Annotated in this window: 16 protein-coding genes; 6 read left to right on the top strand and 10 right to left on the bottom strand. The window is 64.1% G+C overall.

From position 1 onward, the window contains the following. Positions 1-56: 56 nt before the first annotated feature. From priB to FAZ97_RS07730, 6 genes are all read left to right on the top strand, one after another. A complete protein-coding gene (gene priB / locus FAZ97_RS07755) occupies positions 57-356 on the top strand; it encodes a primosomal replication protein N (protein WP_158757917.1) in 300 nt (99 codons plus the stop codon). Between the two features lie 2 nt (positions 357-358). Then, positions 359-634 (top strand): 30S ribosomal protein S18, encoded by a 276-nt coding sequence (gene rpsR / locus FAZ97_RS07750; protein WP_027797225.1) that lies wholly within the window; start codon positions 359-361, stop codon positions 632-634. 27 nt (positions 635-661) lie between these two features. Then, complete coding sequence (gene rplI / locus FAZ97_RS07745; protein WP_158757916.1) at positions 662-1,114, top strand: 50S ribosomal protein L9; 453 nt, start codon at positions 662-664, stop codon at positions 1,112-1,114. Positions 1,115-1,273: 159 nt separating this feature from the next. Next, entirely contained in the window at positions 1,274-2,656 is a 1,383-nt protein-coding gene (locus FAZ97_RS07740) for a replicative DNA helicase (protein WP_158757915.1), read from the top strand. A gap of 184 nt (positions 2,657-2,840) precedes the next feature. Continuing rightward, positions 2,841-3,467, top strand: coding sequence for a DUF47 domain-containing protein (locus FAZ97_RS07735; RefSeq protein ID WP_158757914.1), 627 nt, complete (start codon positions 2,841-2,843; stop codon positions 3,465-3,467). Between the two features lie 10 nt (positions 3,468-3,477). After that, positions 3,478-4,488, top strand: coding sequence for an inorganic phosphate transporter (locus FAZ97_RS07730; protein WP_158757913.1), 1,011 nt, complete (start codon positions 3,478-3,480; stop codon positions 4,486-4,488). Between the two features lie 61 nt (positions 4,489-4,549). Here the strand turns inward: FAZ97_RS07730 and FAZ97_RS07725 are convergent, their stop codons facing one another. The 10 genes from FAZ97_RS07725 to FAZ97_RS07680 form a co-directional block, all read right to left on the bottom strand. Next, positions 4,550-5,356, bottom strand: a complete 807-nt coding sequence (locus FAZ97_RS07725) for an SDR family oxidoreductase (RefSeq protein ID WP_158757912.1) — start codon at positions 5,354-5,356, stop codon at positions 4,550-4,552. A 125-nt stretch (positions 5,357-5,481) separates the two neighbouring features. Continuing rightward, positions 5,482-6,606, bottom strand: a complete 1,125-nt coding sequence (locus tag FAZ97_RS07720; RefSeq protein WP_158757911.1) for a C40 family peptidase — start codon at positions 6,604-6,606, stop codon at positions 5,482-5,484. A 234-nt stretch (positions 6,607-6,840) separates the two neighbouring features. Next, a complete protein-coding gene (locus tag FAZ97_RS07715) occupies positions 6,841-8,676 on the bottom strand; it encodes a PhoH family protein (protein ID WP_158757910.1) in 1,836 nt (611 codons plus the stop codon). A gap of 399 nt (positions 8,677-9,075) precedes the next feature. Then, complete coding sequence (locus tag FAZ97_RS07710) at positions 9,076-9,537, bottom strand: peroxiredoxin (protein WP_158759090.1); 462 nt, start codon at positions 9,535-9,537, stop codon at positions 9,076-9,078. A gap of 162 nt (positions 9,538-9,699) precedes the next feature. Next, complete coding sequence (locus FAZ97_RS07705; RefSeq protein ID WP_158757909.1) at positions 9,700-10,596, bottom strand: polysaccharide deacetylase family protein; 897 nt, start codon at positions 10,594-10,596, stop codon at positions 9,700-9,702. Positions 10,597-10,624: 28 nt separating this feature from the next. Then, positions 10,625-11,674 carry a bifunctional UDP-4-keto-pentose/UDP-xylose synthase gene (locus tag FAZ97_RS07700; RefSeq protein WP_158757908.1) on the bottom strand — a complete coding sequence of 350 codons (1,050 nt, stop codon included), beginning with the start codon at positions 11,672-11,674 and terminating at the stop codon, positions 10,625-10,627. Next, positions 11,671-12,627, bottom strand: coding sequence for a formyltransferase (locus tag FAZ97_RS07695; protein WP_158757907.1), 957 nt, complete (start codon positions 12,625-12,627; stop codon positions 11,671-11,673). The genes FAZ97_RS07700 and FAZ97_RS07695 overlap by 4 nt, the downstream gene beginning before the upstream one ends. Beyond that, positions 12,624-13,715, bottom strand: a complete 1,092-nt coding sequence (locus tag FAZ97_RS07690; RefSeq protein ID WP_158757906.1) for a glycosyltransferase — start codon at positions 13,713-13,715, stop codon at positions 12,624-12,626. The genes FAZ97_RS07695 and FAZ97_RS07690 overlap by 4 nt, the downstream gene beginning before the upstream one ends. Positions 13,716-13,855: 140 nt before the next feature. Further along, positions 13,856-15,019, bottom strand: coding sequence for a DegT/DnrJ/EryC1/StrS family aminotransferase (locus FAZ97_RS07685; RefSeq protein WP_158757905.1), 1,164 nt, complete (start codon positions 15,017-15,019; stop codon positions 13,856-13,858). A gap of 145 nt (positions 15,020-15,164) precedes the next feature. Continuing rightward, complete coding sequence (locus FAZ97_RS07680; protein WP_158757904.1) at positions 15,165-15,536, bottom strand: SMR family transporter; 372 nt, start codon at positions 15,534-15,536, stop codon at positions 15,165-15,167. Positions 15,537-15,560: the final 24 nt, after the last annotated feature.

Genomic DNA, 15,560 nt, shown 5'->3' with positions numbered 1-15,560 from the left:
CACAAGCCATCAGGATTCGAGCTCATTTGCCCGACTTATTTGTTTAAGTTAGCCCCGTGAACAGGCTGCAGCTTACGGCGAGCGTCGTCGAACGCGAACCGGTGCGGTATACCCCCGCCGGCGTTCCGATTGCAAGCGTGACGTTGCAGCACCGCACGGAGGTCGTCGAAGCCGGCATTCCCCGCTTCGTCGAACTCACGATGCCCGCGGTGGCGGCCGGCAAGGCCTGCGGTCTCGTGGAAAGCTGCGAGTTGGGCGTGGAAGCGCTCTTCACCGGTTTTCTGGCGAAAAAGCACCGCAATGCGCGAACCCTGGTGTTTCACATCACCGAAATGCAAGGCACAGGAAAGGACTAATCATGCCCCGCCCGACTGGTAAGAAATTCGACAAGCGTCGTCAGCAACAAAACCCGCTCTTCAAGCGTAAGAAGTTCTGCCGCTTCACGGCTGCAAACGTCGAACAGATCGACTACAAGGACCTCGATACGCTGAAGGACTTCATCGGCGAAAACGGCAAGATCACGCCGGCTCGTCTGACGGGTACGAAGGCCCACTATCAGCGTCAGCTGGACACGGCTATCAAGCGCGCGCGTTTCCTCGCGCTGATGCCGTACACCGACCAGCACAAGGCCTAATAAGACGACGCGATAAGGAGCAATAGAATGCAGATCATTCTTCTGGAAAAAGTCGTCAACCTGGGTAACCTCGGCGACATCGTGAAGGTGAAGGACGGTTACGCACGTAACTTCCTGATCCCGAACAAGAAGGCACGCCGCGCAACGAAGGACGCAATCGCTGAATTCGAAGTTCGCCGCGCTGAACTCGAAAAGGCCGCCGCTGAAAAGCTGGCAGCTGCGCAAGCCGAAGGCGAAAAGCTGAACGGCCTGACCGTTCAGATCGGCCAGAAGGCCGGCGTCGACGGCCGTCTGTTCGGTTCGGTCACGAACGCGGACATCGCCGTTGCACTCACGAAGCAAGGCTTCGCAGTGGAAAAGGCGCAAGTGCGTCTGCCGGAAGGCCCGCTGAAGATGGTGGGCGACCACCCGGTGCACGTTGCGCTGCACACCGACGTCCTCGTCGACGTCACGGTGTCGGTGCTGGGCGAGCACGCCTAAGTACCCACGTGCGGCCCCAAGCGGGCCGCGCGGTTTGACGCAAGATCAGGAAGGGCAGGAGCCGCAGGGCTTCTGCCTTTTTTGTTGTGCGCTGTCTGGACGCTCGCTGCGAGTTTTCACGCTTGTTCGAGGCACCCCCTTGTCCGATAATTGCCCTCCATGAACGCTCCGAAAGATCCCCAACTCGACTCGCTGAAAGTCCCGCCGCATTCGATCGAAGCCGAGCAATCGGTGCTCGGCGGCCTGCTGCTGGACAACGCCGCGTGGGACCGGATTGCCGACTTCCTCTCGCAAAGCGACTTCTACCGCTACGATCACCGCATCATCTTCGAGCACATTGGCCGGCTGATCGCGGCCACGCGCCCGGCCGACGTGGTGACGGTGTACGAAGCGCTCGGCACCTCGGGCAAAGCGGATGATGTAGGCGGCCTCGCGTACCTGAACGCGCTCGCGCAGAACACGCCGAGCGCCGCGAATATCCGCCGCTATGCGGAGATCGTGCGAGACCGCGCCGTGCTGCGGCGCCTCGTTTCCGTCGCCGACGAAATTTCCGCCGATGCCTTCAACCCGCAGGGCAAGGAAGTGCGCCAGCTGCTCGACGAGGCCGAGTCGAAGGTGTTCTCGATCGCCGAAGACGGCGCGCGCGGCACCCAGGGCTTCCTCGAAATCGGGCCGCTGCTCACGCAGGTCGTAGAGCGCATCGACACGCTCTATCACACGGCCAACCCGAGCGACGTGACGGGGACGCCCACGGGCTTCATGGACCTCGACCGCATGACATCGGGCATGCACGGCGGCGAGCTGATCATCGTGGCAGGGCGCCCGTCGATGGGTAAGACCGCGTTCTCGATGAATATCGGCGAGTACGTGGCCGTGGAGTACGGTCTGCCGGTGGCGGTGTTCTCCATGGAAATGCCGGGCACGCAGCTCATCATGCGTATGCTTGGCTCGGTCGGACGTCTGGATCAGCACCGTATGCGTACGGGGCGCCTCACCGACGAGGATTGGCCGAAGCTCACGCACGCCGTGCAGAAAATGAGCGAGGCGCAAATCTTCATCGACGAAACGGGCGGCCTGAACCCGATGGAATTGCGCTCGCGCGCGCGGCGTCTGTCGCGCCAGTGCGGCAAGCTCGGGCTCATCATCATCGACTACCTTCAGCTTATGAGCGGCTCGTCGTCGGGCGAAAACCGCGCGACCGAGATTTCGGAAATCTCGCGCTCGCTCAAGAGCCTCGCGAAGGAACTGGACGTGCCCGTGATCGCGCTGTCGCAGCTGAACCGCGGTCTGGAACAGCGCCCGAACAAGCGGCCGGTGATGTCGGACCTGCGCGAATCCGGCGCTATCGAACAGGATGCGGACGTCATTCTGTTCATCTATCGAGACGAAGTCTACAACCCCGACAGCCCCGACAAGGGCACGGCCGAAATCATCATCGGCAAGCAGCGTAACGGTCCGATCGGACCTGTTCGCCTCACGTTCCACGGTCAATACACGAAGTTCGATAATTTTGCCGGGGCGCAGACCTTCTACGGCGAATAACGCAAATCTTCGCGCGGCTTGCGCCAAAGTGGCGCAAATGCCGCGGCGGCGTTAGTCGATCCATGCGGCGGCACTCTCCTGACGATACAATGTTGCCGTTTTATGACGGTTGGCTTTGTCGCTTATTTTGCCGCCCAATTTGCCGCTTTCTGACGGCAATCCGTGACCAATTTCCGGGATACCAATGTTCGGTCGATTCATGCCCACCGAGGGCAAGTTCTTCGAAATTTTCAACGCGCATGCGAAATGCATCGTTTCCGCGAGCCGCGAACTCGAACTTCTGATCGATAACCTCGCTGACGCCGAGGTCCACAAGCAGAACGTGCAGGCCGCCGAAAAGGCCGCCGACAAGCTCACACACGAGGCGATCGACCTGCTGCACAAGACCTTCATCACGCCGCTCGACCGCGACGAGATCCACAAGCTGATCACGACGATGGACGACTGCCTCGACCTCATGGAGGACGTCGCCACGGCCATTTCGCTCTATGACGTGCAAGCGGTGACCGCCGAGGCGAGCCAGCTGGCGCACGTGGTGACGGCCACGGCCGAGCGCGTGCAACTGGCGGTGGGGCTCCTCTCCGACATGAAGCAGGCGCGCGAGATCCTCAAGGCTTGCGAAGACATCGATCGCCTCGAATCCGACGCCGACCGCCTGCTGCGTTCCGCCATCTCGAAGCTGTTCCGCGAGGAAGACAACGTCAAGACGCTGATCAAGCTGAAGGCCATCTACGAACTGCTCGAAGCGATCACGGACAAGTGCGAGGATGTCGCGAACATCATCGAAGGCATCGTGCTAGAGAACGCCTGAGCGGACTGCGATGCAATCGATACAACTCGCCCTCTGGGCGGTCGCGACGCTGGTCGCCATCGCTCTCATCTTCGACTTCATGAACGGCTTTCACGACGCGGCGAATTCCATCGCCACGGTCGTGTCCACGGGCGTTCTGAAGCCGCAGCAGGCGGTGGCGTTTGCCGCCATGTTCAACGTGATCGCCTATTTCGTGTTCCACCTGAAGGTGGCGCAGACAGTGGGCAAAGGCACGATCGACCCCGATATCGTCGACCACTATGTGGTGTTCGGCGCGCTGATGGGTGCGATCGGCTGGAACGTGCTCACCTGGTACTACGGCATTCCGTCGAGTTCCTCGCATGCGCTGATCGGCGGTCTCGTGGGCGCGGCGCTCGCGAAGTCGGGTTGGGGCTCGCTCAATTTCGACGGCCTCATGAAGACCGTGGCGTTCATCTTCATCTCGCCGCTGCTCGGTTTCATTCTGGGGTCGTTCTTTATGCTCACGGTGTCGTGGCTGTACTTCCGCACACCGCCAAGCAAGGTCGACCGGCGCTTCAGGCGCCTGCAACTCATTTCCGCGAGCCTCTATAGCCTCGGCCACGGCGGCAACGACGCGCAGAAGACCATCGGCATTATCTGGATGCTGCTGATCGCAACGGGCTACTCGGCGATCGGCTCGGACGCGCCGCCCATCTGGGTCATTGGCGGCTGCTATCTGTCGATGGGTCTCGGCACGCTGTTCGGCGGCTGGCGCATCGTGCGCACGATGGGTCAGAAGATCACCAAGCTCAAGCCGGTGGGCGGTTTCTGCGCGGAGGCGGGCGGGGCACTCACGCTCTTCACGGCTTCGTGGATGGGCATACCCGTTTCCACCACGCACACGATCACGGGCGCAATTGTCGGCGTTGGCGCGACGCAGAAGCTCAGCGCTGTGCGCTGGGGCGTGGCGGGCAACATTGTCTGGGCCTGGGTATTGACCATACCGGCCTCGGCCACACTGGCCGCGGCTGCCTGGTGGCTCGGTCACCGCTTCATGTAAAACCTGCGGCGCCTTCGGGCGCCGCGGTGCTTTTGGCCGCGCCGGCGCGCTGGCGAGCGCTTCAGATCAACGGCGTGCTCGCCCCATCCATTGGAATGAGCGCACCCGTGACGTAGCTCGCGCGCCGGCTGGCAAGGAAAAGCGCGACATCGGCAATTTCCTCCGGCTTCGCGTAGCGCCCGAGCGGCACCTTCGATTCGCCGCTCGCCAATGCCTCGTCCGCGCCGACGCCCGTGCGTTGGGCTTCCAGTTGAACAACCTCCTGTAGCCGCTCCGTGAGCGTGGCGCCGGGGTTGATTGCGTTGATGCGGATGCCGTAGCGTGCGTGATAGTGCGCAAGGCCCACGGTGGCGAGCATCAACGCCGCGTTGGCCGCGCCTCCCGCGATATGGATATCGCTCGCGAACTTTCCGCCCATGCCGATGATATTGACGATGGCGCCAGGCTCCGTGCTCTCGCCCGACTTGATCCGCTGCACCATGCGGCGCAGCACTTCCTGCTGCGGGTAGATGTAGGGGAAATACTTCGCCTCCATCGTCGCGCGGAAGGCGTCCGCATCGAGCGTCTCTGGGTCGTAGCGGCGTGCCGCGCCCGCGCTGTTGATGAGGATATCGATAGGGCCGACCGCCGTGGAGACTTCTTCGACCACGTCCGCGGCGCTATGCGCTTCGTGCAGGTCGGCGCGCGTGAGGTGCACGTGCAGGCCCTCGCTCGCCAGCTGCTCGCGGGCGCGCGCGAGATTGGCGGGGTCGCGCGAGACGATCGCCACGCGGGCGCCTTCCTGCGCAAAGGCGCGCGCGCAGGCAAGACCAATGCCCTTGCTGCCGCCCGTCACGAGTACCACCTTCTTGCTGAGTCCAAGATCCATCGTCGCCTCGCTGCGCGAAAGTATGTAAAACGGTCCCGAAACGATAGCAGAGGCGCGGAGCGGCGAAAACCTGCGTCGCCGTCCGGCCAGGGGCAAAGTGCCCGTCAGTGCCGTGGCGTGGTCTTTCAGTCGCCGCTGTTCGCAAAGCGCGCGATGGGATCGTCGCTGGATTGGGTTGGGGCGGGCAACATTGAACCGGCTGTCGCGGCACGCATGATCTGCACGCTGCCGGCGGCAGGAGCCGCCGCCTGGTTCGGCGCCGAGCCCACCTGGCCCGCCTGGCGTGCTGCTGCGTTTGCGGTGGGCGGCGGGGGCTCGAAGGCATCGGCAGCAGCGTCGATGGCGTCGCGCGGCGTGTTGCTGGCGGGACTGGCGGCGTAGGCGGGCGCGGTGTTGCCAGGCGCGACTGCCGGCGCGAGCGCGCCCGCGTCGCGTGCCTGCGTTTGCGCCGCGCCGAGCGAAGCCGGTGGTGGCTCGAATGCGTCAGCCGGGGCGGTGGCCGTGGAGGTCGTCGGTACGGTTGCCGGCGTTGCCGCATAGGCTGGTGCGGGCGCGGCGACGATGCGGTTCTGACTCGCGGCAACGGCGCGCGGCGCGGGCTGCGCGCTCGCGGCAGGCGCGACGCTCGCCATGGCGGCGGCCGGCGGCGCGACATTCACGCCGGGCGAGCGTTCAGGCGGTGCTGAGGCTTCCCACGTCGGCGTCTCGAAAGGCGTGCGCTTGGGCGGCGCCATTCGGCGGATTCCGTCGAAGCGCTTCGCCCAGTAGGGATTGGTCAGATAGTCGAGCCGCACCGTGCCGCCCGTCGAAGGCGCATTCACGAAGCGCAGATTGCCCACGTAGATCCCGACATGCGAATGCGGCCGCCCGGTCGTATTGAAGAACACGAGATCGCCGGCAGCGATTTCGCCGGGCTCGATCGTTTCGCCGCGCGTGCTCATCTCGGCCGTAGTGCGCGGCAAGTCCACCGAGGCCGAGCGCGCCAGCACATATTTCACGAGACCGCTGCAATCGAAGCCGCTATCGGGCGTATTGCCGCCCCAGCGATACGGAATGCCGACGAGCCCCATTGCCTGGATCGAGATTTCCTCGCGGCCCACGCTGTGATCGACGAAGTTGGGAAAGCCGGGTGGCCGGGTGCGCCACGCGTTCTCGCTGGAAGGCGAACCGCTGCGCGATACCTTTTGCGGCGCGCTGGAACACGCGGCAAGCAGGACGGCGATCAGGAGCGGAAGCCAGAGTCGGCGCATGAAGCGAAGATGGCGCGCGCGACGCGTGCGCCATTGGGAAAACGGATCATGGGCGGATGGTAGCCCGCCCGTCAGGGCTTTCGCAAGGATTCTTCACAACTTACTTGAAGTTCGGACGCCAACTGTTGCGCCTGGGGGACGCCCGGTCAATAAAAAAGGACCGCATCCGGTTCCCCGGATACGGTCCTCGTCGTTTGCACAGTCGCCCCCGAAAAGCGGCGGCCGGCGGACGGATTACAGGATATCGGACGCGTAATCGGCAAGCCGCGAGCGTTCGCCGCGGGCGAGCGTCACGTGGCCGCTGTGTGCCCAGCCCTTGAAGCGGTCCACCACGTAGGTCAGGCCCGAACTGCCTTCGGTGAGGTAAGGCGTGTCGATCTGCGCGATGTTGCCGAGACACACGATCTTCGTGCCCGGACCCGCACGCGTGACGAGCGTCTTCATCTGCTTGGGCGTGAGGTTCTGCGCCTCGTCGATGATCAGATACTTGTCGACGAACGTACGGCCGCGCATGAAGTTCATGCTCTTCACTTTCAGGCGCGAGCGGATCAGTTCCTGAGTCGCAGCGCGACCCCATTCCCCGGCGGCGTCATCGGTTTTCTGGAGGACTTCGAGGTTGTCGTCGAAGGCGCCCATCCAAGGCTGCATCTTTTCTTCCTCGGTGCCCGGCAGGAAGCCGATGTCCTCGCCAACCGGCACCGTCGCGCGCGTGACGATGATCTCGTTGTAGCGCTTTTCGTCGAGCACTTGAGCGAGGCCCGCCGCGAGCGCGACGAGCGTCTTGCCGGTGCCGGCCTGGCCGAGCAGCGTGACGAAGTCGATCTCCGGGTTCATCAGCAGGTTCAGCGCGAAGTTCTGCTCGCGGTTACGCGCCGTAATGCCCCACACGTTGTTCTTGTGGTGGCCGTAGTCGCGCAGCGTTTGCAGGAGCGCCGTCTTGCCGTTGAGCTCGCGCACGATCGCGTGGAACGCCGGCTCGCCGTTCTGCGGCTCGAGATACACGAACTCGTTCACGAGCATCGAGAGGCACTCGGGGCCCGTCACGCGGTAGTACGTCGTGCCGGTCTTGGTGTCCTGCCAGGACTCCATGCCCTTTGCGTGCTTCGACCAGAAGTCTTGCTGGAGCGCGCGCACGCCCGAGTAGAGCAGGTCCTTGTCTTCAAGAACCTGGTCGTTGAAGTAATCTTCCGCGGGCAGGCCGAGCGCGTGGGCCTTGATGCGCATGTTGATGTCTTTCGACACCAGCACGACAAGGCGGTCCGGCCGGTCGCGCTGCAGCGCGCGCACCACGCCGAGGATCTGGTTGTCGGCCTTGCCCTGCGGCAGGCCGTCGACCGGATCGATATGCGTGAGCGTGGTCTGGAAGTACAGGCGTCCGAGCGCTTCGCGGCTGCCGAGGCGGCCAAGCGAAATGCCTTCGGAGATCGGGCCCGCGTTGGCGACCAACTGGTCGAGCGTGCGGCTCACCTGACGAGCGTTTCGCGCGACTTCGGACATGCCCTTCTTGTGGTTGTCGAGTTCTTCCAACGTCATCATCGGCAGATAGACGTCGTGTTCCTCGAAACGGAACAGGCAGGTCGGGTCGTGCATGAGCACGTTCGTGTCGAGCACGAAGAGCTTCTGGACTTCGGTGCTCTCTTCAGGATGCACGCGTTTCTTCGCGCCGGCGCGCGTGGCGGGCGCAGCGGCGCCGCCGGAGGCTTTCGCCGAGGCGGGTTTGCCGTCGCGCGCAACGGGCGTGTCGGCTCCGGTGCGTGCCTCGAGAGGCTGCAGCAGCGCGGCCGTGACTTGCTTGTTGTTGCGCTTGCTGCGCGCGGGCGCTGGTGCGACCGGTTCGAGCGCGGCCAGTTCGGCGCTGCCACTCGGCAGCGGCACCGTGCGCAGCGTGGTCGCGGCGTTGGCGGCCTGCGTCATCGGCTCGGCGACGCTCGCGGGGCCGTATTCGGCAACATCGGCCGCGTCGTTCTCGCTCGCGGCTTTGCGTGTGCTGCGCGTCGTGCGGGCACGCGTCTTGTATTCATCCGGCGGCAGCAGGTTGCCGAGCTTGCTGGGGGGAGTAGGCAAAGGCATGGTGTCCCTCGAAATATTCGGGTCGAGTGGTCGCGGGGTTACCCAGTAAGGCGCGCTTTCGGGCGGTGCGTGCGGGTGCCGGGTAGGCGCCCGCCGTTACTGCGCAAGGTGCGCGCTCAGGTCAGAAAATGCCGGTTCGCCTGGTTTTCGATCAGCTCCTTGACGTTTGCGCGCGCCGGGTCGCAAAGCCGGCGCGAACGGGGAGAAAAACGGGAGGGAACAGCGTGGAACAAACAAAAAAGCCGCCGCCCCGGATGACGAGGCAAGCGGCTTCACTTCGGTGTTGTCCCGTTGCCTCGGATGCGCATTTCCGGTCATTCCATGACCGGCTGCGAAACCGCCGCAACGCGACGTAAAAAGGGTTGGACAGGCACTCATTGCAGCCCAATATAACGCTCCTCAAAGCGCTTGTACAGCCTCCAGAACTTCCTCGACATGGCCCGGGACCTTGATGCCGCGCCACTCCTGGCGTAGCACGCCGGCAGCGTCGATCAGGAAGGTCGAGCGTTCGATGCCCCGTACCTGTTTGCCATACATTTTCTTCAATTTGATGACGTCGAAGAGCGTGCACAGCGCTTCGTCGGCATCCGATACCAAGGTAAACGGCAATTCGAGCTTGGCCTTGAAGTTATCGTGCGAGCGCACGCTGTCGCGCGACACGCCCACGATCTGCGCGCCGGCCTTCTTGAACTTCGGATAGAGGTCGCGGAACTGCAGGCCCTCGGTCGTGCAGCCCGGCGTGTTGTCCTTCGGATAGAAGTAGAGCACCACCTTGCTGCCCTTCAGGCTCGAAAGCGTGAAGTCGCCGCCGGTAGCGGGGGCGGTGAAGTCGGGAACGGGATGGTCGACTGCGATGGTCACGTCAGGCACGTGGCTCTCCCTTTGTTATTGGCTGGCGTTGCCGCAGCACTTCGAGTCTGGAGGCTGCGGCGCCGTTTCGCCGGGACGGCGTGCCGCCCGCGGCGGGGGCCTTTGCGCGGGCGCGGATCCGGGCAGGGACACCGCGGCGCACGGGCGGCGGATTCAGTCGGGCTGAACGATCAGCTGGCCGGAGCGGCCGGCGATCTCGCCCCAGGTGACAGGGTACGATGGCAGCGAATCCGGGTCCAGCGTCGCATGGTAGTCGCCCATCGTGGCAAACGTGTGGCCTTGCGCGCGCCAGCCCGAGAGTAGCTGCTCGAAGATGGGCGCGAGCTTCTGGCCTTCGAGTTCGGCGTGCAGCGTGAAGACCTGGTCGTGCGGGTTGTTTTCGGTGCGCTTGAGCATCCACGCGGCGACCGTATCGGTATCGACGCCATCGACCCCGAGAACCTCATCGAGCGTGGGCAGCGTAGTGGGCATCTGCACGTGGTTCAACGTGCGGCCCGCCACCACCGGTCGGTAGGGCGAATGGCCTCGCCCGTCCGAGGCGTACTTCATGCCCCACGTGTCGATCTGCTCGAAGGCTGCCTCGTTCATCTGCCAGCCCGCCGCGCCGTGGGTGACAGGCGGCGTGCCGAAGATGCGCGTGAAGCGGTCGTGGCTCTTCTGCATCTGGCGCGCGGTCCATTGCGCGTCACGCGTGCGCACGTTGTCCTGCCAGTACACGTGATCCCACGTATGGATGCCGCACTCGAAGCCGGCTTCGTGAATCGCGCGCATTTCAGCCGCGGCTTCCACGCCGATGTCGGGGCCCGGCAGCAGCACGCCGTACATCAACTGCTTCACGCCGTAATGCTCGACTATGGACGTGCGCGAGACCTTCTTGAGAAAGCCCGGCCGGAACACGCGGCGCAGCGCCCAGCCCGTGTGATCGGGGCCGAGGCTGAACAGGAACGTGGCGCGCGCCTTGTAGCGGTCGAAGATGCGCGCGAGGTTCGGCACGCCTTCGCGCGTGCCGCGAAGCGAGTCGACGTCGATTTTCAGGACGATGCGGGCCAAGTGGCGAGGTCCTCTGGCTAACTAACGCTTAGTGTTGCTCGACGAGCGCACGGGCTTCGGCCACATGGCCGCGGTACGCTTCGAAGATCTTGCGCAGCGCTTCGTCGAAGGTCGACTTCGGCGCCCAGTCGAGTTCCTGCTTCGTGTTGTCGATCTTCGGCACGCGGTTCTGCACGTCCTGGTAGCCCGCGCCGTAGTACGCGCCCGACGACGTTTCGACGAGCTGCACCTTCTTGGCCGTCTCGGCGTACTCCGGGAATTCGGCGGCGAGCGCGAGCATCTTGTGCGCGAGTTCGCGCACCGAGAAGTTGTTGGTCGGGTTGCCGATGTTGTAGATCTTGCCCGTGGCGACGCCGTCCTTGTTCTCGATGATCTTCATCAGCGCTTCGATACCGTCGTCGATATCGGTGAACGCGCGCTTTTGCGCGCCGCCATCCACGAGGCTGATGTTCTCGCCGCGCACGATATGGCCGAGGAACTGCGTCACGACACGCGACGAGCCTTCCTTCGGCGTGTAGATCGAGTCGAGGCCCGGGCCGATCCAGTTGAACGGACGGAACAGCGTGAAGTTCAGGCCTTCCATGCCGTAGCCCCAGATCACGCGGTCCATGAGCTGCTTCGAGCACGCGTAGATCCAGCGCGGCTTGTTGATCGGGCCGTAGGTCAGCGCCGAGGCGTCCGGGTCGAACTGCTCGTCCGAGCACATGCCGTAGACCTCGGAGGTCGACGGGAAGACGAGGTGCTTGCGGTACTTCACGGCCGAACGCACGATCGGCAGGTTCGCTTCGAAGTCGAGCTCGAACACGCGCAGCGGCTGCTGCACGTAGGTAGCGGGCGTGGCGATGGCGACGAGCGGCAGGATCACGTCGCACTTCTTGACGTGATACTCGACCCACTCCTTGTTGATCGTGATGTCGCCTTCGAAGAAGTGCATCCGTTCATGCTTGACGAGATCGCCGAGGCGATCCGTCTGCATGTCCATGCCGAACACTTCCCAGTTCGTGGATTCGAGGATGCGCTTGGAGAGGTGGTGGCCGATAAAGCCGTTCACACCCAGGATCAGAACTTTTTTGGTCATGGACGGGGGACAGATGAAATGAGTTCGGAGAACGCGGCGGGGCTGATGACGGTCTCCTGACCGTCATGCGCATGCCGCAGTTCGTGGATCGCGATGGCGCGTGCGTCGCCGCAGACGGCGAAAAGCGCATTATCGCTTACGTGGATGCCCACGGGCAATCCGGCGAGGGGGCGGACCCTTTCGGCATCTTGCGAGCCGGGCCGCACGAGGCGCGCGCGGGCGATCACGAAACGCTCGTTGCCGATGTCCGTGAACGCGCCGGGATAGGGCGGCGCGACGGCGCGAATGAGGTTGTACACCTGCTGCGCGCTCTGTCCGAAATCGACGCGGCCGTCTTCCGGCTTGCGTCCGCCGTAGTAGCTGCCTTTGGTGAGATCGTTCGGCAGATGCGGCGCCTCGCCCGCAACCAGCGCGGGCAGTACGCGCCAGAGTGTCTGCTCGGCGGCGACCGTGACCTTGTCGAATACCTGCGCGGCCGTGTCGTCGGGGAGGATCGGCACCGGGGTTTGCGCGACGATCGCGCCCGCGTCGGGCTTCGCGGCCATTTCGTGGAGCGTGGCGCCCGTTTCGGTTTCGCCGTTGAGCACGGCCCAGTTCGTGGGCACGCGGCCGCGGTACTTCGGCAGGAGCGAGCCGTGCACGTTGTATGCGCCGCGCCCGGCGAGGGCGAGCAGGTCCACCGGCAGCATGTGCCGGTAGTAGAACGAGAAGATGAAGTCGGGCCGCGCCGCGGAAACGGCCGCGCGCAGCTCGGCGCTCTTCGGGTCGGCGGGTGTGACGACCTCGATGCCGTGCTCCTGCGCCACCGACTTCACGCTGCCGAACCAGATGTTTTCGGTCGGGCTGTCTTCATGCGTGACGACGAGCGCCACGTCGACGCCGCCCGCGAGCAGCACCTGCAGACAGCGCACCCCCACGTTGTGATACGCGAAGACAACGGCACGCGGCTTCATTGGCCAGCTCCTTCGTTGGCCGGGTTTGTGGACGCATTGGCGGGCGGCACCGTCGGCGCGGGTTGCGCGAACGCGGCGGCCTGCACGAAATCCTGGCGCGGCGTCTCGGCGACGGCGCGGCCGTTGCGTTCCTCGAGAATCGTCTGGATCAGGTAGCGCGGACGCGCGCGCACCTGCTGGTAGATGCGGCCGATGTACTCGCCAAGCAGACCGAGCGCGAAGATGATCACGCCGAGCAGGAAGAACGTAATGGCGAACAGCGTGAACACGCCTTGCACTTCCGCGCCGATGATGAAGCGGCGAATCAGCAGCAGCACGAAGAGTCCGGCCGAGCCGAGCGAGAGGATCACGCCTATGAACGACAGCCACTGCAGCGGCACGACGGAGAAGCCCGTCACGAGGTCGAAATTCAGGCGAATGAGGCTGTAGAGCGAGTACTTCGATTCGCCGGCAAAGCGCTCCTCGTGCGCGACCTCGACCTCGACCGGGTTCTGCGAGAACGTATAGGCGAGCGCCGGAATGAAGGTGTTGATTTCGCCGCAACGGTTGATCGTGTCGATGATGCGGCGGTTGTACGCGCGCAGCATGCAGCCCTGGTCGGTCATCTTGATGCGCGTGATGCGCTCGCGCAGACGGTTCATCGCCTGCGAAGCCTTGCGCCGCCAGAGGCTGTCTTGACGCTGCTTGCGGATGGTGCCGACGTAGTCGTAGCCCTCGCGCATCTTCTCGACGAGCTTGCCGATTTCCTCGGGCGGATTTTGCAGGTCGGCGTCGAGCGTGATGACGATCTCGCCGCGCGCCTGCTCGAAGCCCGCGAGAATCGCCATGTGCTGGCCGTAGTTGCCGTTGAGCAGGATCGCGCGCGTGGTATCGGGCCGCGCGCGGAACTGCTCCGCGAGCATCGCGGCCGAACGGTCGCGGCTGCCGTCGTTGATGAAGATCACTTCGTACGAGGTGCCGAGCAGGTCGAGCGCCGGATACAGGCGCGCGAACAGCGCGGGAAGGCCTGCTTCCTCGTTGTAGACCGGAATGATGACCGAGACTTCCGGCGTGTCCGGGGTCAAGGTGCCTTGTTCCGTTTGACTCATGTGTGCGTCGATTCCGTTATTGGATGCTTCGGTTTACTGCGTGCGCCGATCGCGGCGCAAATACTGCGCCGACTTTCCGCGTTTCCCCTGTGTCTTGCCTGCTGAGTATGCCTGCGGACTTCGACTTCTGATTCTGCAAACTACTTTGCAAACTTCGCGCTAATCTCGTTGACCGCCTCGCACACGCGCGCAACATCGGCTTCGGTCATCTGCGTGAAGAGCGGCAGCGTGACCGTGCTTGCGCCGAAGCGCTCCGCGTGCGGGAACATGCCCGCCTTGAAACCGCGCTCGCGGTAGAGCGTGAAGAGGTGGATGGCCGGGTAATGCACGCCCGAGCCAATGCCGCGCTCTTTCAGCTCACCCATGAAACCCGCACGGTCTATTGCGAGTTTGTCGAGCGGCAGTGTGATCTGGAACATGTGCCAGTTGCTGTTGGCAAAATCGGCGAGCGGCAGGCCCATGCCGAGCTTCACCGCCGCGCCGCCCTCGAAACCCGCGAAGTAAGCCCGTGCAAGCTCACGGCGCTGGCGCGTGAAGCGCTCGATATGCTTGAGCTGGCCGAGCCCGACGCGCGCCGCGACATCGGTGAGATTGTACTTGCCGCCGAGCACGTCGCAGTCCATGCCGTCGAAGCCGGTGCGCGTGATGCCCTGCAGACGGTACTTCTGCGCGAGCACGGCCTCGGCTTCGTCGTTGAGGACGAGCGCGCCACCCTCGATCGACGTGAGGTTCTTGTTGGCGTGGAAGCTGAACGAAACGATGTCGCCGATCGCGCCGATGCGCTTGCCGTTCCAGCTCGAGCCGAACGCCTGCGCGGCGTCCTCGATCACGCGCAGCTTGTGCTGGCGGGCGATCGCGTAAAGGCGGTCCATATCGACGGGCAGGCCCGAGAGAAAGACCGGGATGATGGCCTTCGTCTTCGGCGTGATGGCGGCTTCGAGCTTGTCGAGGTCGATGTTGCGCGTGACGGGATCGATGTCGGCGAACACGGGCGTGGCACCGACTTCATAGACGACGTTGCTGGTCGCGACCCACGAGGCGGGCGTGGTGATGACTTCGTCGCCGGGCCCCACGCCGGCGATGCGCAGCCCGATTTCGAGCGTGGCCGTGCCGGAATTGAAGGTGCGCACAGGACGGCCGCCACAGTATTCGGAGAGCGCCGCCTCGAACGCCTGGTTCTGCGGGCCGGTCGTGATCCAGCCCGAGCGCAGCACGTCGGCGACACCCTGGATGGTTTCTTCGTCGATTTCGGGGCGCACGAACGGCAGGAACGGGACGGTCGACTGCGGAGATGACTGGGTCATGAGTGCTTTGCTCTTTGCTCGTCAGAAAGTGGGGCCGGGCGGCAAGGCCGCCACGGCGCATCTTACGAAATGCTTATATGGGCGCGATATGCCGTGCTGCAAGCGGTCTCGCAGCGCGCGCCAGAATCGTGCGCGCCGCGGCCGCTTAGCTGCGCGCGAGAACAAACACGCCGATCAGGATGATGCCGATGCCGACAAGCCGCTGCACGCTCATGACCTCGCCGAACAGATACCACGCCGCGAACGCGTTGACCACGTAGCCGAGCGAGAGCATCGGGTAGGCAATCGAGACGTCCACGCGCGAGAGCCCGACAATCCACACGACCACGCTGAATACGTAGCAGGTGAGGCCGCCGAGAATCGGCACTTGCGTCGCGAGCTTCAAGCCAATGGGCAAGATGTTCGCACGGCTGAATTCGAAGTGTCCAACGGCATTGACACCCGCTTTCAGCAACAGTTGCGCGCACGCGTTCAGGCCGACGCCGGCGAGGATGCAGATCAGGGAAATCGGATTCATCGGAAAGGGGGCTTCAACGGGTTA

It is taken from the genome of Paraburkholderia acidiphila (assembly GCF_009789655.1).
GTDB classification, from domain to species: Bacteria; Pseudomonadota; Gammaproteobacteria; order Burkholderiales; family Burkholderiaceae; genus Paraburkholderia; species Paraburkholderia acidiphila.
Note: the sequence above shows the minus strand (reverse complement) of the source record. Positions and strands in the feature narration are given on the sequence as shown.

Bases quoted from the DNA above. Each gene is read 5' to 3' on its own strand.
- FAZ97_RS07715 (WP_158757910.1), bottom strand. From the start codon at position 8,676: ATGCCTTTGCCTACTCCCCCCAGCAAGCTCGGCAACCTGCTGCCGCCG.
- FAZ97_RS07725 (WP_158757912.1), bottom strand. From the start codon at position 5,356: ATGGATCTTGGACTCAGCAAGAAGGTGGTACTCGTGACGGGCGGCAGC.
- rpsR (WP_027797225.1), top strand. From the start codon at position 359: ATGCCCCGCCCGACTGGTAAGAAATTCGACAAGCGTCGTCAGCAACAA.
- FAZ97_RS07720 (WP_158757911.1), bottom strand. From the start codon at position 6,606: ATGCGCCGACTCTGGCTTCCGCTCCTGATCGCCGTCCTGCTTGCCGCG.
- FAZ97_RS07685 (WP_158757905.1), bottom strand. From the start codon at position 15,019: ATGACCCAGTCATCTCCGCAGTCGACCGTCCCGTTCCTGCCGTTCGTG.
- FAZ97_RS07740 (WP_158757915.1), top strand. From the start codon at position 1,274: ATGAACGCTCCGAAAGATCCCCAACTCGACTCGCTGAAAGTCCCGCCG.
- FAZ97_RS07680 (WP_158757904.1), bottom strand. From the start codon at position 15,536: ATGAATCCGATTTCCCTGATCTGCATCCTCGCCGGCGTCGGCCTGAAC.
- FAZ97_RS07700 (WP_158757908.1), bottom strand. From the start codon at position 11,674: ATGACCAAAAAAGTTCTGATCCTGGGTGTGAACGGCTTTATCGGCCAC.
- FAZ97_RS07695 (WP_158757907.1), bottom strand. From the start codon at position 12,627: ATGAAGCCGCGTGCCGTTGTCTTCGCGTATCACAACGTGGGGGTGCGC.
- FAZ97_RS07730 (WP_158757913.1), top strand. From the start codon at position 3,478: ATGCAATCGATACAACTCGCCCTCTGGGCGGTCGCGACGCTGGTCGCC.
- FAZ97_RS07690 (WP_158757906.1), bottom strand. From the start codon at position 13,715: ATGAGTCAAACGGAACAAGGCACCTTGACCCCGGACACGCCGGAAGTC.
- rplI (WP_158757916.1), top strand. From the start codon at position 662: ATGCAGATCATTCTTCTGGAAAAAGTCGTCAACCTGGGTAACCTCGGC.
- FAZ97_RS07735 (WP_158757914.1), top strand. From the start codon at position 2,841: ATGTTCGGTCGATTCATGCCCACCGAGGGCAAGTTCTTCGAAATTTTC.